The sequence below is a fragment of the Methanocella sp. MCL-LM genome (assembly GCF_049676595.1).
In the GTDB taxonomy this organism is placed as follows: domain Archaea; phylum Halobacteriota; class Methanocellia; order Methanocellales; family Methanocellaceae; genus Methanocella_A.
This window is the reverse complement of record NZ_CP187259.1, coordinates 2,390,320-2,413,145: the sequence shown is the minus strand read 5'-3', so window position 1 is coordinate 2,413,145 and position 22,826 is coordinate 2,390,320. Positions and strand designations below refer to the sequence as shown.

The following is a 22,826-nucleotide window of genomic DNA, read 5'->3' as shown; positions in this document are numbered from 1 at the left end:
ATTTCTCCACGGCAGTACAAATCTGGAAACAGATCATGAATCTCCCCGACTACTTTGTTAATCCACAGTCCTGCGGGCAGTATCGGATAGAGAATCTGCCGGGCACAATTCTTTCCATGCTGACCTCTGAACGTCCTGCCGGAGTCCTGCCCCCGGAAGCTTTTAGCAAGGTTAAAGGGGATTATGATAAAGTCGTCCTGTTGCTCGTAGACGGCATCGGGTGGGCGCAGTTCGCTAATCTGGCGATAGGTAGGCCGTTTATAGGGCGTCTGATTGAGGACGGTGCGCTGCATAAGCTTGCTACCCAGTTTCCATCTACGACTGCCTGTAATGTGACGACTGTCAACACCGGTCTGAGCGTTTTACAGCACGGCCTCTACGAGTGGTTCTACTACGAGCCGAAAGCTGACGATATCATTGCACCGCTGCTTTATGCTTACGCGAGGGAGCAGAGCGTCAGGGACTCGCTGAAGCGGGATACGAACGTACGGCCGGCCGAGATATATCCTGCCGGTAGCCTGTACCAGAAGCTGAGCAGCCACGGGGTGAAAGGCTATGCTTTCCAGAATAACGAGTATGCCAGGTCGACTTTTTCTGACCTAATCTTCAAGCCGGCTACTGTAGGAGGCTTCGAATCGACCGCCGACGGCCTGGCTGCGCTGGCAAAAGCGATCCTTGCCGAGACCGAAAAGGCCTATTTCTACTTCTACTACGATGGAATCGACTCTGCACTTCACCACTATGGCCCGGGATCGGAACAAGTAGCTGCTACGTTTACTCAGTTTCTCACAGACTTGGAAGAGGTGTTCTGGAGGGCCATCAGCAGCGCAGGTAAGGATAAAGCGGGCAAAGTTGTCTTTATCCTTACCGCTGATCACGGGCAGACCTCGATTGATCCGGCCAGAACAATATACCTGAACCGGGAGTTCCCGGAGATCGAGGGCTATATGCGAAGGAACCGGGCGGGCAGAGTCATGGCCCCTGCCGGGTCATGCCGGGATATGTTCCTGTACGTCCGGGAAGAGTGCCTTGATGATGCATTCTCCCTGCTGCAGGAGAAGCTGGATGGCAGAGCGGTCGTATGCTGTACTACTGATCTGATCAGTGGCGGTTATTTTGGGGCCGGCGAGCCATCGGAAGCCCTGGGAGGGCGGCTGGGAAATCTCGTTATTCTTCCACTTCAAGGCGAGTCGGTATGGTGGTATGAAAAAGACGTATTCGAAGTGACTTTCAAAGGCCATCATGGCGGCCTGACCAGAGATGAGATGGAAATCCCGTTACTCATCTGGAGCATATGATGATGGGGCCGACCTGATTAACCATGAAGGGGCGAAGGAACCTCGTCACGGCCGAACCTGGCTGGTCTGTTTACCTGAAGACAAATAAGTATGAGCTCCAGAGAATGATGAAGAAAAATATGACTCCGGTGAATATAGATAAAATAACACAGTAGATCGCGGGTATATGGAATACCAGTAACGATGTCAGGCCAACGACCAGGCTGATTAGGGCTGCAACAGTGAACAGTGTTTTTAGATCCGACATACCTTGTTTCCCGCAAATCTACATATATGTGCTTAAAGCCATAAATATTTTTGCGTATCAGGAGTAACTGTTCGGCATATGCCAACGCTGCTATCCAGCTAAGTATTATAAAATTTTGTTTTATCTCAGTCTTCCTGACCTTCGATAGTGCCCTGGCCTTCGAGCAGCTCGTCAGCGACTTTCAGGTTGACCAGCAGATCGTCCAGCGTAGCCAGCATAGAGCCAGCAGTGTCGGACTCTACTTCAATGATCACCTTGTTGCCCTCGACACGTGTGCGTACATAGGAAGGATTGTCCGCTACGATCGCTTTCTCGACCATCCGGGCGTTCTCAGCCTCGACAACCATGTGAGCTTTACATCTGGCCACCAATCTGCCTCCCTACAATTGTGTTCAGGCGGTCAAGGAATTCCTGCTGCCTGCCGATCGGAATGGCAGCTCCGGAAGCTATCTTGTGGCCGCCGCCACTGCCGCCTGCTACTCCTGCGCTTTCTCTCAGCGCGGCTGACAGGTCCAGGCCCTGCTTAATTAGCTGGGGTGTGCCTCTTGCTGATACCTTGACTTTGCCATCTTCGGTATTAAGCACAATGAGGGGTTTGTCTGGCATGATATATCTGATGACAATGGATGCGATGGCTCCGGTTACGTCGCTGCTCTGGATGTCTATATACCTGACCCAGCCGATGTCCTTGACCCTGCCTACTGCCTCATTTAGTGCGTCCAGAATCTGGCGGGAGTAGCCGAAGCGCTTTTCCTCGGCCTGCTTCAGCGCAGGCTCATGCCGCAGGCATACTTCCAGTCCCAGCCCGGGCATACCCATTTTCCCGCAGGAGTTGACCGTGTTGGTAAAGTCGTAGACGTCCTTGATTAGCTCCTTGTTCAGGAGGTACACGTCGCCGAACAGCGCATCGACCGAGTCCGGCGGTGACTTTTTGAGTAATAGCAGTGAGAGCGCGCTGCCCAGGCGCTTTAAGTCATCCTGCGACAGGGATTCGATGTTTCCGCTCAGCCTCATCTCCTTCAGGAATTCCTCGGTATCGTGCTGCTTTCCGGAGAAGCTGAAGTAGGGGTCGATCGAGTATTCGAGGACCTTTTCAAGCGGGCCCATGCCCAGCTTCATCCCTTTCTGAATCGTAATGATGCCGCTCCTGACGGCCTCGTCGAGGATGTCCTTGTTGGGGCCTGCCATCTTCTGCTTGTCCCCTACGGCTCCCGAGATCGCGAGCCCGGCCAGATCGACGTTGTCTCCCATAATTCGGGCCAGCGCGTAGGCAACTCCTGAGGCTGACATCTCCGAGCCTCCATCGACGCCGATCAGGTGGGGGTTGACCTGGATGTTTTTATGCTCTCCAACAGGCACGTGATGGTCTAGAATTATGGCATCGTACTTGTTGACGATATCCGGCTGCCCCGAGCCCATGTCGCAGAATATGACAGGTACTGCAGGGTCGAGGGCCGCATCGATCGAAGGATCAAGATTGCTGACGATGGTAGCCTGAAAATTGATCTTCCGGCGCAGCAGCGCCTGACAAATAATGCCGCAGGCTGTAATCCCGTCCGCATCGTGGTGGGAAACAACCCGCACAAAAGGTGCTTTAAAAATTTTGTCCGCCGCAGGTCGGGCCATTTGTGAGACAGCGTCTAACATGCCGCCACCTGCCGCGGGTACAGTCTTACCTGGATATGAGAATTTCCGCGGTTGCCGGAGTGTATACCCAGTCCATCGGGAGTACGCCGGTTGCGTGGTAGTACTTGACCAGGCGCCTTACTTTGGACTCGGTGAGCTGCAGGGCCCTCTTGTTGTGGAGGTCCTTGTGGTTCTCATTGAGGTGCTTGTGCAGGCGGATGGCCTTCTTGATCAGGTTGACGAGGTCTTCCGGGAGCTTGGGTCCGGTACCGTTGTCCTTCAGGATTGCGGATACCTTCTTGCCGGTAACCTGGGTGATGTCAGGTACGCCATACTTGTCCCTGAGGACGATGCCGACCTGGCTGGTGGTTACGTTCTGCCCGTAGGTCTTGACGACGAGCTTCTCTACTTCATCCTTGCTCATGGTGAACCATGCCGGGGGGGTCTTCCTGACCGGCCTGGTGGACCTGGAGCGACCCTTTCTGCGAGTATGCATCTTAGCCATTAAAAATCCTCTTGATCAGTGTAATTTGATTAGTTTACTGTATTCTACTGTACAGTGGCGAAGCTGTACCTTAACTTTGTGGCTTTGCTTATATAATTTTTGCCCGGCACAAGCAGCGTGGAGTATATCCGCGAGCTATTTACTGTCGGGCTTCTGATATCTTAAACCTATCTGCAGGGCATCAGCCAGCCGGCAACAAATGTCGAGCCTTAGAAACTCGAGGTCGACGTAGTCCGATTTATCCCCACCCCTTGTTTGCTCATAATACGACATACCCGGCATACTCCGTCATTTTCCTCAAGATACCTTGATACATATACGAAAAGAGTTTTTTTCGGTGATTAGTATGGCTGAGAAGGAGAAAAAAGGTGACATGAGTGTCAAGGAAGCCGGGCATAAGGGCGGCGAAAAGACGGCGGAAACCCACGGCCACGAGTTCTACGAGGAGATTGGCCACAAGGGCGGCGAGAGAACTGCTAAGACGCATGGTCACGAGTTCTACGAGGAGATTGGCCACAAGGGCGGCGAAAAGGGCGGCCAGAAGGTAAAAGATCTCATCGAAAAAGGGAAGGAATCTGAAAAGTAAAGTTACCGCGGTCGGTCAGGCCGCCACGGCCCGCCAGGGCCGCAAATTATTTTATTCTTTCTTAGGGCAGGAGTGGTAGCTCCGGGAATTGTTCCCGGCTATTCTCAGGCCTGTAGGAGTCGTTGCAAGGCCTCCGAGAGCTGTTTCCTTAAGAGTTTGAGGTATGCTATGGCCTATCGAAGCCATGGCATCGATCACTTCGTCAACTGGTATAGCGCTAGAAATGCCACACAAGGCCATTTCTGCGGCGACAAGCGCCTGGGCTGCTGCACCGGCATTTCTTTTCACGCAAGGCACTTCCACCAGCCCGGCTACCGGATCACATACCAGGCCGAGCATGTTTTTCAAAGCGATTGCCGCCGCATCTCCTACCTGCCCCGGGGTCCCTCCGCAGATCTCGACTGTCGCACCGGCGGCCATCGCAGCGGCAGATCCACACTCTGCCTGACAGCCTCCTTCCGCCCCTGAGAGCGAAGCCCTGGAAGCGATCACTCTGCCGATACATCCGGCAACGACCAGACCCTTTGTGAGGTGTCTGCGGTCGAAGCAGTACAAATCCCCTACTGAGAAAAGTACTCCCGGCAGCACTCCGCTCGAGCCGGCGGTAGGCGCAGCCACTATCCTGCCCATACAGGCGTTTGATTCTGAGGCCGCCAGCGCTGTCATGACCGCGCGGGACATCGTGCGGCCAAGTATGAAACCATCTGGTTTTACTTCCATCAGGGCCTGCATCTTACTCCCGGCTCCTCCTGCCAGGCCGCTGCGGGAACGCTTTCCTTCAAGGCCGTGTTTTACTGCCTCGGCCATCACTTCCAGGGCTTTCTCCATTCGGTCCAGGATTGCTCCGGCAGGGATTTCGAGCTCTTCAGCCTGAGCCTTCAGGCAGTAGTCGCCAAAGCTCATGCTCTGCCTTGCTGCCTCATCAATCCACCTTTGCAAAGAAAGCTTGCTCTCCATCTCTGTACCTGCCTATCGCCTGACGTTGCGTACTTTGATTATGTTCTCCAGCCACCCGATCCGCTCCAGATCGCCGCCAGTTACAGGCTGGTCTGTTTCAACAACCATGGCTGCCAGATCGCCTTTTTTCTTCCTGAACATGCTCATCCGGGCCACGTTGATCTGCCGTTCGGCCAGGATTCGGGTGACGCCGGCAATCACTCCCGGGCGGTCGCCGTGTAACACGAACAGCGTGGGCATCTCCCCGGTGATCTCCAGCCGGATGTCGTCGATGGCGGTGATGAGTACCCGGCCCCCGCCCACAGAGCTGCCTGTAATCGTACAGCTCTCGCCCTTCCTGCCCAGGAGCGAAAAGCGCACTGAGTTAGGGTGAGCGAGTTCGCCGAGGTCCACGTTTTCAAAGGAGTAGCGAATTCCCGCCGCCTCGGCAGCTTCAAAGGGCTGTGCAATCCTGGGGTCGTCGTCTGTCCACCCCATGAGCCCGGACACCAGCGCCCGATCCGTCCCGTGCCCCTCTCCAGTACAAGCGAAAGATCCGTGCAGCCCCATCACTGCTTCAGACACCTCCGTCCCGAGAATCGATGCCGCCAGCCTGCCCAGCCTGACTGCCCCCGCCGTATGCGAGCTGGAAGGCCCGGTCATCACAGGGCCGATGATGTCGAAGATGTCCATAGAACTATGCCTCCGTCTCAGGTTTATCACCTTCAGGGCAGGCCGTGTTTGAAAACTTGGTGGTATGGGGATACGGCTTGCGACTCTGGTTGCTCGGGTGGCGTGAGACAGCAAGACGAACGCTGCGCTGTGCCAGATCACAGATTACTACAGATTTAACAGATTGCACAGATAATAATCGATGATAAACGGATTTACCGTCAACAGCTTTAATTCTAATGCCATCTGTGAAATCGGTGTAATCTGTTTCAATCTGTGATCCTGTATACAAGAGACTGCTTCCAGTCGGTCACAGCGCAGCGTTCGTGTAGGTTCCCGGGCACAGATACGACACGGTATAGAGTACAAGAGTTATCCGAAGCGGGCACGGCGCAGCGATCGTTTGCAGATCCCTTGATAATATCTTCGAAAAGTAGAAATTGGAAGCCTCAGGCTTTAGTGGCCCAGGGCTTTCCACTTTGCCGCGATGAAATCGCGGATCAGCTTGGCGCCGAGCCCGGAAGTGATGCCGCCGGCGTCGTAGTCCGGCGAAATCTCGACCAGGTCGAAAGCGGCCGTTATCGGCGCAAAGTGCCTGATCACCGTGCGGACTTCCCGGGGTGTCATGCCGAAAGGCTCGGGAGTGCCGAGGCCCGGGGCGTAGGCCGGGTCAATTGCATCCATGTCCAGCGACAGGTAGATTTTGTCACAGCCCTGCAGGTACTCGTCAGCGTCTTTGAGAATCGCTTTGATACCTCTGCTGTGGACGTCTTCATTGGTATACGCCCTGATGTTCTTGTTGTCCCGGATGTAGTCCCACTCTTCTTTCGGGCCGCTGCGGACGCCGATCGTGACGTACTTGTCGGACAGGTCCTCGATAATGTGGCGGGAAACGCAAGCGTGGTTGTGCTCGATGCCCCTGTATTCTGTCCTCAGGTCGCAGTGGGCGTCCATGACCACAAAGCCGACGTTCTTGCCGAGAGACTTGACGCACGGGTAGGTGAGCGAGTGCTCTCCGCCCATCATGATGGGGATTTTGCCGGCGTCGACAATCTGTTTAGAGGTCATGTAGACTTCTTCGAGCGTCTCCTCTACGCTGGCGTAGGTATCGCAGTTGCCCATGTCGTGGATGGGCACTTCGGCCAGGTCCACTTCCAGGTCCGGGTTGTACGTCTCGAAGTTGTACGACATCTTCCGCATCTCGTCGGGCGCCCACCTGGAGCCTGCCCTGAACGACGAAGTGTTATCAAAAGGAACGCCGTAGATGACGAAAGTGGCGTCCTCGAAGGACGCGTCACCTTCCGCAAAAATATTGTAATTCATGTTCCAGGTTTACCTGGCAGCTTACTGCCTGAAGGAGAACTTGAGCTTGCCCATGGCGGCCATGTACTGGACTTCTTCGCCCTGGTTGATCTTGCCCTGCAGTTCGTCCGGGATAGCCAGCTCGAAGGTCGAGTAGTCTGCGGTGTCCATCAGCTGGGCCATGTTGCCTGCGATGGAGATTACCTGGGCGTTCTTCCTCTCGACGATGGGGACGTAGATCTTGGCGTCGACCGGCTGTACGATGGACCTCTTCGAGCCGTCGAACAGGCCGATGGCATCCACACGAGCCTTGGCTGCGCCGTGCTTACCGGGCTTAGAGTGCTGCACAGAGACGATCTGGCAGGGCTCGTCATCGATGATTACGAATTTTCCTTCTTTCAGCGATTTTACTTCAGACTGCTGCTTCAAGATACTTCACTCCAGTGGATTTTTTTGATGAAACTTAAAAGGCCCTGATATGCAATTTATAATAATCAAAGCCGGGTATTAGCCTATAATAGTCATAATCGGGTATAAATACTTAATCCAAGTCCGGGCGCTAGCGTGGGCAGGATTAAGCATAATGCAGGTCGTATGGATAGCGCAAGGGGCTTATTCAATTGCATGTCTACTAAATCCTTTCCCCAAATATCTTATATCCGATATGCGCTTACTATTGAGCAGGATAGTCTATCCATGCAGGCAAAATCTGTAGGTATCATTTCGAGGCTCGATGTCAAGGACCCTAAGAGTATCATCCCTGCGTTTGTCAAGCATCTTTCCTACAAAGTCAAGCTGTACATCGACCCCGTTACTGCCGGTCTCTGCAACAGCAAAGAAGCCACCGAGATCGACGAGATGTACGCCGACCTGGTCCTCGTTTTCGGGGGCGATGGGACAATTCTGCGTTCTCTTCAGCTTTTACCCAAGCCGACCCCGATCATGGGCATCAACATGGGCGAAGTGGGCTTCCTCACGGTTATCGACCCTGAGAGTGCCATCTACATGATCGACGACATCATCTCAAACTTCGAGGTGGTCGAGCGCCAGCGGATGGCGGTGAAGCTCAACGAGTACGAGCTCCCGTGTGCCATGAACGAGGCGGTTGTCATCACGTCCAGGCCTGCGAAGATCTCCCAGTTCCGCGTTTACGTGGACGGTAAGTTCATGGAAGAGTTCAGGGCGGACGGCATCGTCTTCGCCACGCCGACGGGCTCCACTGCATACGCCATGAGCGCCGGCGGTCCCATCGTCGATCCGGGCGTCGACGGCATCATCATCGTGCCCCTGGCCCCGTACAAGCTCTCCGCCCGCCCCTGGGTGGTTCCTGCCAGAAGCACCATCAAACTTGAGCTGCTGCGGGAAGACAAAGAATCCATGGTCGTCGTCGACGGCCAGTACATGACCAGCGTCACCACGAAGGATGTCCTGACCTTCACCAGGTGCGAGAACCCGGCGCTGTTCGTCAAGTTCCACGACAAGTTCTATGATCTCGTGCGCGAGAAGCTGACGTGAACTTGAGAGGCTTCTGTGCAATCTGTACAATCCGTGCAATCTGTGACGCCCAAAAGACTCATTACGTTTTATGTAGCATTTACTAACCACAGAGTGGCTTAAATGGAATTCACTGTCCAGGATACTATCTCCGTCTACCGTTCGATCATCGCAGAGAAAAACAAGCGGAAGAGGCGGGAGATGTTCAAGAACGATCTCATGCAGCCCTACGAAGGCATGTTCAACGCCTTCGGGGCATCGCTGAACCCGCAGCGAGGCAAGCTGGATGCATTAAAAATGCTGGACATCTGGAAGTTCGTCATGCCGGAGAGGCTGGACCAGCACACTCTTGAGCAGCTGGAAATCCTGGAAAAATTTGACGCGCAAGGCCTGATGTCGAAGACGATCGCCAGGGCGATTGAAGTCTTCAAGCCCTTCGAGAGCAAGATACCACTTAAGCACACAATCGCCGGTATATTCCTGCTGGACGGGGGAAAGATGGACCCCGTCGATCACGGGTACTCCGGCTACGGCGGCATCCCCGGCTACGTAATGATGACCTATGGCGAGCTGAGCGAGTACAACCTGCCTCGGCTCCAGGCAGCTTTAGCCCACGAAGTGCACCATAACATCCGGCTCTCGGTCATGCCCTGGGACCCTGTGAACATCACCGTAGAAGACTACATCATCCTCGAAGGGCTCGCCGAATCCTTCGGCACGTGGCTTTACGGGGAAGACAAGATCGGGTACTACATATCCGAATTCCCGGCTGATCAGCTCGGCGAAGCCCGGAAACTGATCAAAGATTCCCTGGATAAAAAGGGCTTCGGAGAAGTCAGAAACTACCTTTACGGCGATCGGGCCCCCGGAAAAGCGGCAAAGCCCACGGGCATCCCCGCCTTTACCGGCTACAAGATCGGGTACGAGTTCGTCCAGGCCTACCTGCAGAAAACGGGGAAAACGCCGGTAGAGGCGACCTTCCTGTCTGCCGGGGAGATCATCAAAAACTCCGGGTATTTCGATTAGAAGTTTCTAAGTACTGACGGTTGAATATCGAGCTGCTGCAGCTATCCTTCTTGATCCGTTTTATACGAATACTGGTACCGTTTACGCGAAGTACGAGAAGTACGCGAAGTACTAAAAGTACGACAAAAACGGGTGATTGCAACTGATCTTATCGTAAAATTTCGCGTACTTCGCGTACCTTGCGTACTTCGTGTAAATGGTACCTGACTATCCAAAAAGTTACGGGAATGACTATATTATTTTGCCCTGAATACTGTGGCGCTGTCCGGATCGAGGCCGCTCCACTTGACTGAGTACCCGAGTGCCTGGATGACAGCGTCGACTGAGATGATGCCTCGCTGCCTGATGGCAGCTACCGCCTCTCCATATTGCATGCTGTTCGGTAACGCTGCCCGAAGATCGGCGAGCACATTATTGTTGATCAGCTCTTCTTTAGTGACCAGGTAGCCTTCGGGTGGATGGTCTTCGAGGTAGGCTTTTACGGCGTCCGTGCTTTCTCCGGCGGTCTCTGCAAGGCTGGCGATCTGGACGACCTCTCCTTCGAGTGTCAGTCCCATGTTGCCGATCCTGTCGGCGCCGGCGTCTGCGTTGGCCTTTTCAAGCTTCTTGAGTCTATCGAGGACAGGTTTCATCGGCATCTTGCGACCGAAGAAGATAACGCCGGGGATTTCTCTGAAAGCCTCGCAGGACATCTGGTCGCTGGCCAGTACGAGTAGATTTTTATCTTTGATCTCCTTGAGCTTCGCTACTTTTCTCTTCAGGTACTCAGCGGTCCAGAAGCCGGCGATTTCGACGTAAACTTGGAGGCCGTTCTTTTCCAGCAGGAAGTCCGGGATGAACAGGTATTTGCCGGTGATCAGGGGCTCGGGTTCCCGGGATATGGCCCAGCCAGTGGCAGCGTTGGCGAACGAGGTGTAGAATATTTCTTCGGCAGAGCTGTCAAACTCGATCTCCTTTTGAAGGCCGGGCCTGAAGAGGCCGCCGTGTTTATCCTCCGACAGCGAGAACGTGTAGAGCTTCGGGTTGCCGGCAAAGTCTTTTCTCAGGACGGTCGCCTCTACAGACCAGCCCGGTGCGCTGACTATCTGTGGCAGCAGCTTCGCCAGAGATGTGCCGTAACGCTCAGTCATCTTGATCGCCGAGGTGGGTCCGTCGATGGTGATGTCTACCCGGCCATCTCTGGCCTCGGCATCGTACATCAGCCCGAGCCACTTGAGCTTCCGCAGGATCTCCTTGTGACCTGATGCGGTCCGGAACCGGAGCTGGGTGGCTTTGAAAAGCAGCGCCTGGGCCAGGCCCATATTGTACTGCTGGATCAGTACCTCGGGCGTCGGCTGTCTGAAGGCCTTGATCAGCATCTCGTCTTCCAGGTCGGCGTACAGCGACCGCTCCATGTCGGCCGGGCTGATGCCGAGCTTACTGGCAACTTGTCCGAGCAGCGCTTTCCTGTTCTCGCTGCCGATCACCGGGAAAGCGTTAGCGGCCGCCTCGAAAGCAGACCGCCGGGCTACGGCTGGCTCGACCGCTGCATCGATGCTAAAGTCGCACCGCCGCTCCAGCAGCGCGACCATTCCCCGGACCAGCCGGTAGTCGAAGCCCTGTTCCTCCATCTCTTCCAGGATGCCGTACAGCTCTCCTAGTTTTTTCCCTGTGTGGTCCTCGAAGATGCTGATGATGTCGCCGGCCAGTTCCAGGTGATCACCTTCCGGGGGAATGAACGCGGGGGTAATCGTGTCGCCCCTGACCCTGGCTACCAGCAGATCGCTCGACAGCATCAGGCTTCCCTCCGGCGTTTCTGAGACGAGCCTTCTTCCATGGTCCCCTGCGCCACGATTTCGTAGAGCACGGCCTTCTTGTCGCCCTTCTTCCGCAGGATGCGGCCGAGGCGCTGGACGAATTCCCGGCGGCTGCCGCTGCCGCTGAGGATGATGCCGACGTTGGCGTCAGGGACGTCCACGCCTTCGTCCAGCACCTTGGAGGTCACGATCGCCCGGTACTCCCCGGTCCTGAACTTCGAGAGGTTTTCCGCCCTCTCGTCTTTGGAAGTCGTGTAGGTGATGAAGGGTATGAGGAACTCTTTCGAGATCGCGTAAACGAGCTCGTTGTGCTCTGTGAAGATGATAATGCGATCGTCCGGGCCACTATGTCGCAGTAATACTTTCTCCAGCTCCAGCAGCTTGGCCCGGGAGTTCAGGGCTGTCGTCCTCGCCCGGTGTCTTGCCAGAATTGCTTCCCTCGCCCCTTTATCCCGGCCGCTGCGCATGACGAGGCGCTCGAAGTCACGGGGCGACCTCAGAATAATGTGGTTATCTGAGAGGTATTTTCTATAAAGATCATAGTCCTGCCTGTAGCTGGCCTCTTCCTCGGGCAACAGGTCGACTTTTATCCGCTTGAGGTCGTAGGTCGCGAGGTGGATCCCTTCCAGGTTATCGACGCTCATCTCGAAGACCTTGCCGCCTGTCAGCCTGGGCAGGTCTTTTTCCTTGCCGTCCTCCCGCTCGTAGGTCGCCGTCAGACCCAGCCTGCAGGGGCAGGCCAGCATTTCTGCAATAGTCGTATAGGCCGGCGAAGGCAGGTGGTGGACTTCGTCGAACACCACCAGGCGGAACTTGTTGCCCAGCTCGGAAGCTCTGATGTAGGCGGTGTCGTAAGTGGCGACCGTGACTGGCCCAAGGCGGTGTTCGTCCCCACTGTAGACGCCCGGCTCGAAGCCGAACTCTTCCTCGATCCTCGTCTTCCACTGGTCCAGCAAATCCAGTGTAGGCACAATCACGATGGCCGGGTGCACCATGGCGATCGCTTTCAGTGCTACGAGCGTCTTACCTGCACCTGTCGGCAGCACGACTACACCCCACATATCTGCTCGCTGCCAGGCTGCTACTGCTTTCTCCTGGTACTCTCGCAGGACCGTTTTTGCCTTTATGGCAGGGCACGGGACCAGGTCCATGACATCGTCCCTGTACTCGAACCCCGACGCATCGAGGTAAGCTTTGATATCTTTGTAGAAAAGGCCCAGCGCCCGGTAGGCTCCGGAACGGGAATCCCAGGAGGACCCGGGAACTCTGACGTTGCCCCGGACCAGAATGGTGCCCTTGTCGAACGCGAGGTGGATCATCGGGAGTTAATAGCGTCGGGCTTAAATAATCTTTTTCACTCCGGGGTGAAAGTATCCTGGTTCAAGGACGATCACTTATTACTGTTGAAGAGCATTTATAATATAATACTATACATATATTAGTGGTAACTATGATCAGCGGTGAACAGCTAACGGGCGGCGATCAGTGCGGCCGTATCACTATCGGCATGATGGCCCCGGACTTCGAGGCTATAACAACCCATGGTAAAGTAAAACTGTCCGACTATAAAGGCAGCTGGGTCATTCTATTCTCCCATCCGGCGGACTTTACTCCGGTCTGCACGACTGAGTTCGTAGAGTTCTCCAGGCGGTTCGACGAGTTCGAGAAGCGGGGAGTTAAGCTGCTGGGTTTGAGCGTGGACGGATTGAACTCTCACATCGCCTGGGTGAGGGACATCGAAGAGCACACCGGGGTACACGTGCCTTTCCCGATCATAGCAGACCTCGATACGAAAGTAGCCCGCCTCTACGGCATGATTCATCCTCAGATCAGCCACATCATGCCGATCCGGTCCGTGTTCATCCTCGATCCTAAAATGATCGTGAAGATGGTCATCTTCTACCCGACCGGCGTAGGGCGGAACATCGACGAGCTGGTCAGGACGCTCGATGCCCTCTTTGTTGTCGATAAGTACCGGGTGGATACACCGGCCAACTGGCAGCCGGGAGAACCTGTCCTGATCGAGCCGCCGCACACCCAGCATGGGGCGGAAGATCGGATGAAGGAAGGCTACGAGTGCACTACATGGTACCTCTGCAAGAAGAAGCTTTGAGGGCGAAGCATTTATGCCCGCCCTGTGCACCCATATAGATCACTTTGAAGCAGTCGGACCGGGATATCCTTTCAAATTATTATGGCAGCAAGCTGGAGCAATTCGGCCACGACACCCGGAGCCTCGGCTGGATTCCGGGGGGCCGCAAAGCCCGGTTTACGGCACTGTCGGAGATCGGCGACCTCGACGGGTGCAGCATCCTCGACGTCGGCTGCGGTTTCGGAGACCTGTACGGGTTCCTGGTAAACAAGGGCTTGAAAATTGATTATACAGGCATCGATATCCACCCGCAGTTCGTAGAGATCGCCAGAAAAGCGTATCCTGAAGCCCGGTTTTTCGCCGGGGATTTCGATGACGGCCTCCTTCAGGAAGAGTACGACTGGGCTTTTGCAGCCGGCATTTTCACCATCAAGATCAGCGATAACGAGGCTTTCGCGAAGGGTATGCTGCAAAAGATGCTGAAAGTGTCCCGCCGGGGCGTGGCCGCCGACTTTTTACTGCCAACGTATAGCGAGCAGGATGCCTACTGGAGGCCTGTTCCCGAGGATATGCTCAAGTTTTGCCGGACGCTGTCCCGGAGAGTGGCTCTCCGGTGCGACTACATGTCCGACGAGTACTGCGTGTACCTCTACAAAAATGATCAGGCCGACGAGCGGAACGTCTTTGAGACCCTTTAGCCGATCTCTATTTCCTGCACTTCGCTGGCCAGCTGGTGGTACTGTTTTTTCTCCAGGGTGAGGCTGTCCAGGCACAAGATGACCCTGCTGTTGCTCTGCATGACCTTGTCGTTCATGTACTGGAGGAACTTGAGCATCGAGTCGAAGCCGTTCCGGCTCAGCAGGTACTCCATGCCGTCCAGCAATACGACGCCATCGTTAGCTTCTGCGAGGAACTTGTAGATCGTCGAGCCCAGGCCTGACAGGTTATCGGGCTTAATGCAGTTTTCCCCGATGGCGCACTCGCCACCCATCAGCCAGATAATGGGGGTCTTTTCCAGCTGGTACTGGCTCCGGACCTTGTGCGGGTGGTGTCTGGTGACGCACAGCCCCTGAATGTTGTGCTTTACCAGGTCGGCGAAGATCGCCATGTGCTTCTCGGGATCGTTGTTCTTGTCGTAAATATAGATAAGTCCCGGGTCCAGGTGGTACGACGGGGCGGAGTTTTCCGCTTTTTCGAGGATTGGCGTGATCCTCAGGCCATGGATTTCCGAGAGGTTTTTCAGCGTGACGATGTAGTCGCTGTTGAGGTTTTCCTTGTATATCCTCGACGTAGAGATGTTCAGCATGATCAAGGAGTCTGTTCTGGTCCTGAATTCCCTGACGTAGCTCTTGTTATCCATGATGTCTATCCTGTCGCCGACCGGCAGGATGATAGAAATGTGTTTGCCGACTACGTCCGCCGCCTCGAACTTCAGGAGCCGGGATGCGCTGCGGTTGAAGGTCAGGATCTTGCCGTTCAGGTCTACTGTCAGCATAGCGTCGGGCGATTCGTTGATGATGTCCGTCAGGTAGCTGTTCGTCTCTGCTATCCTGTCGAACAGGTAGAAGTTTTCGATGGCGAAGCCCAGCTGGGAGCCTATGCCCAGGAGCAGGGAAGCTTTTTCTCCGCAAGAGCTGTTCTCGTTTTGGGAGCCCATGGCCATGATGCCGAGCAGCTTATTTTTCACTGAGATGGGCAGGCAGACGGTATGTTTATCGTTGGCAAATATGCCGTCCAAGAACGTCATGTCGCCGTCTTGACTGCAATATACCCTGTCGATCTCAATGCCAGCCATCAGGGCGACGGAAGCTTTCGGTATTATCGAGCGTCCGGCCGGAGTCCGCACTTCGACTTTCCTGACCGTCATCTCGGCGGAGCCCTCTCCTTTGAGCAGGTACACCGCGCCCGCATCCATGTCTAACAGCTCCAGCGATTCGCCCAGCACCCGGCCAAGTATCTCGTCCATGTTTTTCGTGCGGTTTATCGTGGAGGTGATCGAGTTGATGATGCCGAGCTCCCGGTTTTTCTGGCGCAGCGCTTCTTCAGCCAGCTTGCGGGCGGTGATGTTGTCGACGAAGACCACGGCTCCCGATACTTTGCCTTCGTGCTTGATCGGGACGATCTTCAGCGTGATATAAATATTGTAAGATTTTTTGGAGATGTGCTCGAAGTTGGAAGCGGTATAGTCGTTTCCTGTGTTCAGCACATAGGTGATGTACTGCTCGAGGTGCTCTCTGGCGAAGACCGGTAACACTTCCAGAATATTCTTGCCCAGCGCACTTGCCTGGCTAATTCCGTAGATCTTTTCGCTAAACCTGTTCCAGCGGGTGATATTCAAATCCCGATCTACGGCAATCAGGACCATTCGTACACTATCCACGATGCTGCTGTCAAGGTTGCTAAGTGGCTCTTCCCTGCTCTCCATATTTTGTATACCCGTGAAAAATGCCTGTTATCCTCAGTGATACCCGCTCTGTCAATCTGCCTGTGACAGACGGTATAATACCCATTAATACCATCATCACTTTGAGAACCTCATATACTTTTTCGTGAGCCGGCGAGCAGAGAGCTTATCACATAGTTAAAGCAAGATTGTGGGCGGGATGTGGCGACTCCCCTATTGTATTATTAAAACAGAGTCTCCGGTACGGATGTTCTCTTTTCCGCATACGCCGCCGTTAACCTCGAGTACGTACTTACAGGGTCCCGCAGACCGGATGATCTCCTTGCTGAGTGGCGTGGCGTTTTTATGGATGTTCAGGATTTTTCCCTCCTCGTCGATGAATATCATGTCCAGCGGTATCAGGGTATTGTCCATCCAGAAGTTATGGGCCGAGTAATCGCTGAAAATGAACAGCATGCCAGAATTTGCCGCCAGTACAGTACGGTTCATCAGGCCCGTGGCATGCTCTTCGGACGTGTCGGCGATCTCCACCTCAAAGACCTGGCAACTGCCATCGCTGCAGGTGATCCTTACAGAAGCTGTGGACGGGGGGAGGTTTAAACCCTCGTCCGGGACTGCCGGCTTACACGCCCGGCCAGACATGTACGAGAAAGTGCTGAGTAGTAACAGGATGAATACTATGCTGAGAGCCACAATCACCTGAGACTTTCTCATACGCAGTGGATATGGTTCTCTTATATTAATAATTCATTGGCTCTCTATCCCGGGGTAGCACTATCCTGTCGCCCGGCCACCGGTCGCCGAGGCGGGTTTTGTACGAAGCCCAGGCGACATATGCCTGCTGTAGCTGGCCTTCGTCGATGATCGGCCTCACGCCTTTCCAGCGCTCTTGCAGGAACTCCTCTGGCGAGTTCGAAAACCGGGCACAGCGCATTCCCTGGCAAGCCCCGAAGCCGAGGCGGTTATACCTGGACGTGTCGGTATTTTTCAGGAACGGCATCTCGATAATCCTGCGCCCTGCGCTTTCGCAGCGACACTCGATCTCTCCCTGCTCCTCCCGCCTGACGTCCGGCAAAGCTTCCGACATCGTGCGGCACCGCCCGTTCTCCCCCAGCATGCGCATTACGGCATCTGAGGCATGCTCTGCGACGAGGCGGTAGGTGGTCAGTTTTCCTCCGGCTATGGTGATGAGCCCCTGCTCTTCGAAAATTTTATAGTCTCTCGACAGGCTGCGCCCGTCTCCGCTGCCCAGCAGCGGCCTGATGCCAGCGAAGGCCCGGGTGATGCGGACGCCTTTCATCGAGGGGAGCAGTGCCACAGCTTCTCTGACCAGCTTGTGGTACTCCGTTCTCAGGGGTATCGTACTGGCCGACTTTTCCGAGGTAGTGCCTATGATGGACGTAGTGTGGCCGGGAACTATGATGTCGCCATCACCCGGCATGCGCATCCGGTTGACGACCAGATCGCAGACCTTGCGCTCCGTCACAAGAAGTGTGCCATGATCAGCTTGTACGGCCGGGGCAGATCTCCCCGACGCCTGTAACAGCTCTGCACATTCGCAGCCGGCAGCGTTGATGATAACCTCCCCTTTGATCGTCCTGCCATCTTCAGTCTCGACAAAGCCATCTCCTATCCGCTTTACCCCGCAGCCTGTCACGATCTCTGCGCCTGCCATGTACGCATCGTAGAGGTTGGCCAGCGTGAGAAGAAACGGATCAACTGCGGCATCCTTTGTGCCGATGCACCTCAGGGCTGCCGGATTTGGAGAGTCAGCGACTGACAACTCTTCGACAGGTACTCCTGCCGCTTTACATCCGGACACCAGCCGGTCTCCGTACCCTGCATCAGCCTCGTCTATTGCCAGGAATACGCCCCCGGTATCTTCGACGCAGTGGGGAGCCATGTTCTTCACAACTCTGTTTTCGGCAGCACATTCGGCTGCAGCCCGTGGATCTTTTACAGCATACCGGGCTCCCGAGTGCAGCAGCCCGTGACACCGCCCCGTAGCTCCCGCGGCAGGGTAGCTTTTCTCCAGCAGCGTGACAGATAATCCTCTGAGGGCCAGGTCCCGGGCTACTCCTGCTCCGGTGATCCCGCCGCCTATCACGATAGCGTCGACCATCGGTTACAATTAGGCATGCCAGCCATGATATACCTTTTGTGACGGCACCGGGATTCCGTAAAAAACGCGACGGCCGGGCTGGATATCCCTTATTATCGAGGGCCAGGAGGCCCAGTTATAACGATTATACAGATATTATTATAAATATAACCATATGTATCTTAAGCTTGTACATCATTCCTTACCAAACCCCCCATGGCAAGGATATCCGATGACGTGGAGTAAGTGAGGGTTGCTTGTTTTGCAGCTGAGATGAGCTGCCACGCCCTCATGATCTCCAATAGCGCTTATCGTCCGGTTTTATCGAAACACTTAAGCGTATCGGGCTCATAGATTTGTGGCACTGCCGTTTTCAACGGCAACAGTACCTATCATAGGCGGTCATGCTGATGACAGACATGGACTCGATCAGGACGGACCTGGAGCGGTTCAACGAAGCTCTGATGAGGGAAGAATATGAGAGCCGCGCGGGGCTGAAAGACGAACCTGACACGGCGAGCATCTACGCCCGGTATGCCAGCATTTTCGACAGCGAAGACCTCATCTACGAGGTCAAGGCTAAGAGGGAGAAGGCCTTCGGCACCGAAAAGCTGCGGATGAGCTACCTGTACGCATATCTTCTCTCCAGTTTCATCGGGCGGAAAAACACTGACCTCGGAGACAAGATCAGCGCCACAGAGGCCCGATCTGAGATTGAGATCGACGGTAAAAAGGTATCTTTCAGGTACTCAGCGGTGATCCAGGCTAACGAGCCTGACCACGAAAAGCGAATAGCCATAGATTCCGCCCGGGAAGGCGTCTACGACGTGCTCAACCCGATGCTGCGGGAGCGGCTGGACAGGTCCTACGAGATCGCCAGGTCCTTCGGCTACGATAACTACGTCTCGATGTGCGCGGACATGAGCGGCATCGACCTGCATGCCTTAAAGTTCCAGATGCAGAACGTGCTGCACAGGACAGACCGCCTGTATACGAGGCATTTCCGGAACATTTGCAAAGATATTCTCGGCCTCAGCCTCTCTGAGGTCCGTGCCGGTGATATAGGCTACCTGTTCAGGGTCAAAGAGTTCGACCGTTTCTTCGCCCAGGATAAAATGCTCCCTGTGCTGGACAATACTCTGTCTGGCATGAACATGCAGATCCGGGAAGGCTCCAACATTCACATGGACACCGAGGCGAGAGAGAAGAAGACTCCCCGGGCCTTCTGCTGCCCCATCAAAGTACCGGCTGACGTCGTGCTCTGCATCATGCCCAAGGGGGGCATGGATGACTACCGGTCCCTCCTTCACGAGATGGGCCACGCCCAGCACTTCGGCAACGTCGCCCCCGACATGGCCATGGAGTTCAAGTATATGGGCGACAACTCTGTGACCGAGGCTTACGCGATGCTGCTCGAACACCTCACCGGTAACAAGCACTGGCTGGAGCAGCAGTTCGACATGACCGAGAACGACGTGTCCCGGCTTACCCATTTCCAGTCCTTCCAGACCTTGTATATGCTGCGGCGCTATGCGGCCAAACTGTTATACGAGATCGAGCTACACAGCGGGATGGCAGACCCGGACAAGCTGTACGCCCGGATACTGGGCGACGCGCTCAAGTTCCAGCACCCCGAAAAGCGGTACCTGTACGACCTTGACTCCGAATTTTACTCCGCATGCTACCTGAGGGCGTGGATGCTGGAAGTACAGATCAGGACCATGCTGAACGACGAGTTCGGAACCAGCTGGTGGAACGTGAGAGCAGCCGGTGACTATCTCCGTAATCTGTGGAGCACCGGCCAGAAGTACGACGGTGTAAAGATCGCCCGCAACATGGGCTACTATGGTATTGATGAAACCCTGCTCGTCCGGGAGCTGGAGAGAAACCTGAGGTATTGAGGTATTGAGGTATTAACATGGATATCGCTCACAAGCTACACTATTCCTTAAAAGAGATCATGGGTATCAAAAAGGGCGAAGTCGCCCTCATCATCCACGACGAGTACGCACGTCAGGTCATGGAGGTCACCAGAAAAGCCCTCGAGATCGAAGGCATCACGGTGCACACGTACCAGGTGCCCGAGGACAGGCGCCCGCTCAAGGAAGCTCCGAAGGAGCTGCAGGCGCTGATTGAGAAGCTGAAGCCGAGCCTGTTCTTCAACCAGCTCAAAGGCATCGGAGAAGAGACGCCTTTCCGTATCCAGCTGCACCACGACGAGTCCATGTACGGGGCCCGGGTGGGCCATTCCCCGGACATCAACATGGGCATGATCGAATACCCGATGACGGCGGATTTCAAGGCGATCAAGGCGAACGCCGACAAGCTCAAAAAGCGGTTCGAAGGCGTCATCAATTTGAGAGTCACAGCCCCCGGCGGCACCGACATCGCCTTCAGCATCAAGGGCAGGGACTTCGCCGACGACATCACCATCCTGCCCGGCCACATGGGCAACCTGCCGGCTGGAGAAATGTGGTGCGCACCCGTGGAGCACAGCATGAACGGCACCATCGTGTGCGACGGCAGCATCGGCGACCTCGGCCAGGTCAAAGCACCGCTGGTCATGTGCGTGGAAGACGGCTACGTGACCAAACTCTCGTCCGAGGATAAAGAACTGGTTCACAAGGTTAACGAGCTGATCGACGTGGATGACGAGGCGGCCCTCTGCGGCGAGTTCGGCATCGGCCTGAACCCCAAAGCCCGGCTCACCGGCCTCCTGCTGGAAGACGAAAAAGTCTACGGCACCCTCCACATCGCCTTCGGCCACAACTCCGACATGCCCGGCGGCCAGAACATGAGCGCCACCCACCGCGACTTCCTGTTCAAGAAGCCTTCCATAATGGTCATAGAGACCGGGGAATATATAATGAGAGACGGCGAGCTGACCTGAGCTCCCCGGCTCCCAAATTCTTACCACGACGGCACGGTTCCTTATCCTGGCAACCTGAAATCAGGTATTTGAACCACGGCGGCACGGCGGTGCTGTGTTGCATAATTCATTTTCTCTTCTTTGGGCCGAGCTATTGCAGGTGGAGTGACTCAGCAAGACGATCGCTGCGCTGTGCCAGGATCACAGATTACGCAGAATCTGATGATTCTGACAGATGCCACAGATTGCACAGATTCTAATCGATGAGAAATGGATTTGCCGTCTACCGATTTTATTCTAAGGTCATCTGTGAAATCAGTGCAATCCGTTTCAATCTGTGATCCTGGCACAGCGCAGCGATCGTCATCGCATCGCCTCGAGAACGCCTGCGACTGCAGGCGTTCAAAAGGCGAACATGAAGATAAGAATAATGCAACACAGCAGCACGGCGGCACGGAGACAGTGCGACCTACAACAACCGAACGGTGACTGGAACCACGGCGGCACAGCGACACGAAGACAACTGCGACGCCGTAACGAGACTTCTTTTTCAGTCCACGGCGACACAGAGACAGCCGATTAACCAAAAACGGTTTACTGGCCAGGTGTTTAGTATATCCTTATGATCTCATGATCGGTAAACTACTTTCTGTAGTGATACCTGGGTTCTCCAGTATAGTAGCAATAGACGGATTGTCTCCGTGTCGTCAGCCCGCCGTGTCGCCGTGGATCTAAAAAAGAATGCATTGTTATTCGGGTACGGTTGTCGCCGTGTCGCTGTGTCGCTGTGGTTTAAATAACCGTCCTGCTATCGTTTCTCGTAATGTCTCCGTGTCGCTGTGTCGCTGTGGTTAGAACATTGATGGTTTATGTTATTAAGTCAGAACATCCGGCGGTATGCTTTGAGTCCGATATACACGAGCGCTATCAGTATGATTGCAACAATAATCGTGGTGGTCATCGAAGTGGGCTTGGCAGGCTCGGCGGTCGGCCCGGGGCTCGGCGTGATGGCTGCGGCTGTGGCGGACGGGTTCTGGTTGTTGGCCACTATCTGAGAGACGTTGACCACATCCCTGTAGTTTTTGATTGTGACGTCGTTGCGTGCGCCTTCGTAGCCGGCTTCTGCCCTGATCGTCCCGTTCAGGCCGCCTTTCGTGGCGGTTATCTCGTATTTGCCGACGTCTGTGGGTAGCCCGTCTATCCGGTAGTAGCCCATCGGGCTGCCGCCTGAGCCGTCGCTGGAATAGATCGGGTAGGTCAGGTACGTGGCAGGCTTTCCGTCAGGGCCTTTTACGGTAATGTCCGCTCCGGTGATGATGCTCATCTCGTCGTTGACTACGTATCCGGAAACCGGGGCTGTGCCAGTTATGTACACGTTAATACTGGCCCGGTGGAATTCGGTGGCAGCCTCGATCTGTACCAGGACCGGTAGCCTATATCGTTCCGGGGGGTTATCCGGGTTTATGCGGATCGTGGTTGACCCCGTTCCCTTCTCGTCGGTAACGATCAGCTGCCTGTCAAAGATCATGTAATCGCCGGCGCTGAGGAAGTTTAAGACGACCGGCACGTTTGCCGCTCCGGTGGGGTTGCTATTGTCGTACAGCTGGACACTCAGAGTGATGGTGTCGTTCATGCCCATCCGCAGGTACGACTGAGATGCCTGCATCTTGATGTTATCGTAATACTGGGCCTCTGCCGGTGCAGCGGCCAGGACCAGAAGTAGCGCTACAATAGCCGCCAGCCAGATCTTTTTCATTCCATCGCCTGTGTATTATTAATGTTGATAAAAACGATATAACCTTTCCCGTATGATCGGTCAACTCGCCCTGGGCTACGTGCCAATGCGGTATCCTGCCGCAGGAAATCCGGCAT

21 protein-coding genes are annotated in these 22,826 nt (G+C 55.0%); 8 read left to right on the top strand and 13 right to left on the bottom strand.

What is annotated here, in order from left to right; translation table 11 throughout:
• Positions 1-35 precede the first annotated feature (35 nt).
• Positions 36-1,298, top strand: coding sequence for an alkaline phosphatase family protein (locus ACPLPM_RS12450; protein ID WP_424357095.1), 1,263 nt, complete (start codon positions 36-38; stop codon positions 1,296-1,298).
• A gap of 372 nt (positions 1,299-1,670) precedes the next feature.
• On the opposite strand, the gene ACPLPM_RS12445 is transcribed toward ACPLPM_RS12450, so the two are convergent.
• The 3 genes from ACPLPM_RS12445 to ACPLPM_RS12435 form a co-directional block, all read right to left on the bottom strand.
• A complete protein-coding gene (locus ACPLPM_RS12445; protein ID WP_424357094.1) occupies positions 1,671-1,913 on the bottom strand; it encodes a KEOPS complex subunit Pcc1 in 243 nt (80 codons plus the stop codon).
• Positions 1,900-3,129 (bottom strand): DHHA1 domain-containing protein, encoded by a 1,230-nt coding sequence (locus ACPLPM_RS12440; RefSeq protein ID WP_424357093.1) that lies wholly within the window; start codon positions 3,127-3,129, stop codon positions 1,900-1,902. Before ACPLPM_RS12440 ends, ACPLPM_RS12445 begins: the two co-directional genes overlap by 14 nt.
• Before the next feature lie 88 nt (positions 3,130-3,217).
• Positions 3,218-3,676 (bottom strand): 30S ribosomal protein S15, encoded by a 459-nt coding sequence (locus ACPLPM_RS12435; RefSeq protein WP_424357092.1) that lies wholly within the window; start codon positions 3,674-3,676, stop codon positions 3,218-3,220.
• Positions 3,677-4,022: 346 nt separating this feature from the next.
• Here ACPLPM_RS12435 and ACPLPM_RS12430 point away from each other — a divergent pair, with 346 nt between their 5' ends.
• Positions 4,023-4,262 (top strand): hypothetical protein, encoded by a 240-nt coding sequence (locus ACPLPM_RS12430; protein WP_424357091.1) that lies wholly within the window; start codon positions 4,023-4,025, stop codon positions 4,260-4,262.
• A gap of 51 nt (positions 4,263-4,313) precedes the next feature.
• Here the strand turns inward: ACPLPM_RS12430 and sdaAA are convergent, their stop codons facing one another.
• The 4 genes from sdaAA to ACPLPM_RS12410 form a co-directional block, all read right to left on the bottom strand.
• Positions 4,314-5,219, bottom strand: a complete 906-nt coding sequence (sdaAA, locus tag ACPLPM_RS12425; RefSeq protein WP_424357090.1) for an L-serine ammonia-lyase, iron-sulfur-dependent, subunit alpha — start codon at positions 5,217-5,219, stop codon at positions 4,314-4,316.
• Positions 5,220-5,231: 12 nt separating this feature from the next.
• Positions 5,232-5,891 (bottom strand): L-serine ammonia-lyase, iron-sulfur-dependent subunit beta, encoded by a 660-nt coding sequence (gene sdaAB / locus ACPLPM_RS12420; RefSeq protein ID WP_424357089.1) that lies wholly within the window; start codon positions 5,889-5,891, stop codon positions 5,232-5,234.
• 435 nt (positions 5,892-6,326) lie between these two features.
• Entirely contained in the window at positions 6,327-7,193 is an 867-nt protein-coding gene (gene speB / locus ACPLPM_RS12415; protein WP_424357088.1) for an agmatinase, read from the bottom strand.
• Between the two features lie 21 nt (positions 7,194-7,214).
• Entirely contained in the window at positions 7,215-7,601 is a 387-nt protein-coding gene (locus ACPLPM_RS12410; RefSeq protein WP_424357087.1) for a translation initiation factor IF-5A, read from the bottom strand.
• 267 nt (positions 7,602-7,868) lie between these two features.
• Here ACPLPM_RS12410 and ACPLPM_RS12405 point away from each other — a divergent pair, with 267 nt between their 5' ends.
• Positions 7,869-8,687 (top strand): NAD(+)/NADH kinase, encoded by an 819-nt coding sequence (locus tag ACPLPM_RS12405; protein WP_424357086.1) that lies wholly within the window; start codon positions 7,869-7,871, stop codon positions 8,685-8,687.
• Positions 8,688-8,789: 102 nt separating this feature from the next.
• A complete protein-coding gene (locus ACPLPM_RS12400; protein WP_424357085.1) occupies positions 8,790-9,692 on the top strand; it encodes a DUF2268 domain-containing protein in 903 nt (300 codons plus the stop codon).
• A 236-nt stretch (positions 9,693-9,928) separates the two neighbouring features.
• Here ACPLPM_RS12400 and ACPLPM_RS12395 read toward each other — a convergent pair whose 3' ends face one another.
• Together ACPLPM_RS12395 and ACPLPM_RS12390 are read right to left on the bottom strand one after the other, a co-directional pair.
• The gene (locus ACPLPM_RS12395; RefSeq protein WP_424357084.1) at positions 9,929-11,467 is read right to left on the bottom strand and encodes a DUF790 family protein; all 1,539 of its coding nucleotides are present in this window, start codon (positions 11,465-11,467) and stop codon (positions 9,929-9,931) included.
• The gene (locus ACPLPM_RS12390) at positions 11,467-12,807 is read right to left on the bottom strand and encodes a DEAD/DEAH box helicase family protein (protein WP_424357083.1); all 1,341 of its coding nucleotides are present in this window, start codon (positions 12,805-12,807) and stop codon (positions 11,467-11,469) included. Before ACPLPM_RS12390 ends, ACPLPM_RS12395 begins: the two co-directional genes overlap by 1 nt.
• Positions 12,808-12,938: 131 nt before the next feature.
• On the opposite strand from ACPLPM_RS12390, the gene ACPLPM_RS12385 reads away from it, so the two are divergent.
• Positions 12,939-13,601: a peroxiredoxin gene (locus tag ACPLPM_RS12385; protein ID WP_424357082.1), complete on the top strand. Its 663-nt coding sequence runs from the start codon at positions 12,939-12,941 to the stop codon at positions 13,599-13,601.
• 44 nt (positions 13,602-13,645) lie between these two features.
• Entirely contained in the window at positions 13,646-14,278 is a 633-nt protein-coding gene (locus ACPLPM_RS12380) for a class I SAM-dependent methyltransferase (protein WP_424357081.1), read from the top strand.
• Here the strand turns inward: ACPLPM_RS12380 and ACPLPM_RS12375 are convergent.
• The 3 genes from ACPLPM_RS12375 to ACPLPM_RS12365 form a co-directional block, all read right to left on the bottom strand.
• A complete protein-coding gene (locus ACPLPM_RS12375) occupies positions 14,275-16,005 on the bottom strand; it encodes a DUF835 domain-containing protein (protein ID WP_424357080.1) in 1,731 nt (576 codons plus the stop codon). The two genes, ACPLPM_RS12380 and ACPLPM_RS12375, sit on opposite strands and share 4 nt — an antisense overlap.
• Before the next feature lie 192 nt (positions 16,006-16,197).
• On the bottom strand, positions 16,198-16,698 hold the full coding sequence (locus tag ACPLPM_RS12370; protein WP_424357079.1) for a DUF192 domain-containing protein: 501 nt from the start codon (positions 16,696-16,698) through the stop codon (positions 16,198-16,200).
• Between the two features lie 25 nt (positions 16,699-16,723).
• Positions 16,724-18,106, bottom strand: a complete 1,383-nt coding sequence (locus ACPLPM_RS12365) for an FAD-dependent oxidoreductase (protein WP_424357078.1) — start codon at positions 18,104-18,106, stop codon at positions 16,724-16,726.
• A gap of 389 nt (positions 18,107-18,495) precedes the next feature.
• Here ACPLPM_RS12365 and ACPLPM_RS12360 point away from each other — a divergent pair, with 389 nt between their 5' ends.
• The gene (locus tag ACPLPM_RS12360; RefSeq protein ID WP_424357077.1) at positions 18,496-19,986 is read left to right on the top strand and encodes a hypothetical protein; all 1,491 of its coding nucleotides are present in this window, start codon (positions 18,496-18,498) and stop codon (positions 19,984-19,986) included.
• Between the two features lie 17 nt (positions 19,987-20,003).
• The gene (locus ACPLPM_RS12355) at positions 20,004-20,975 is read left to right on the top strand and encodes an aminopeptidase (protein ID WP_424357076.1); all 972 of its coding nucleotides are present in this window, start codon (positions 20,004-20,006) and stop codon (positions 20,973-20,975) included.
• A gap of 859 nt (positions 20,976-21,834) precedes the next feature.
• Here the strand turns inward: ACPLPM_RS12355 and ACPLPM_RS12350 are convergent.
• Positions 21,835-22,710 (bottom strand): carboxypeptidase-like regulatory domain-containing protein, encoded by an 876-nt coding sequence (locus tag ACPLPM_RS12350; protein WP_424357075.1) that lies wholly within the window; start codon positions 22,708-22,710, stop codon positions 21,835-21,837.
• Positions 22,711-22,826: the final 116 nt, after the last annotated feature.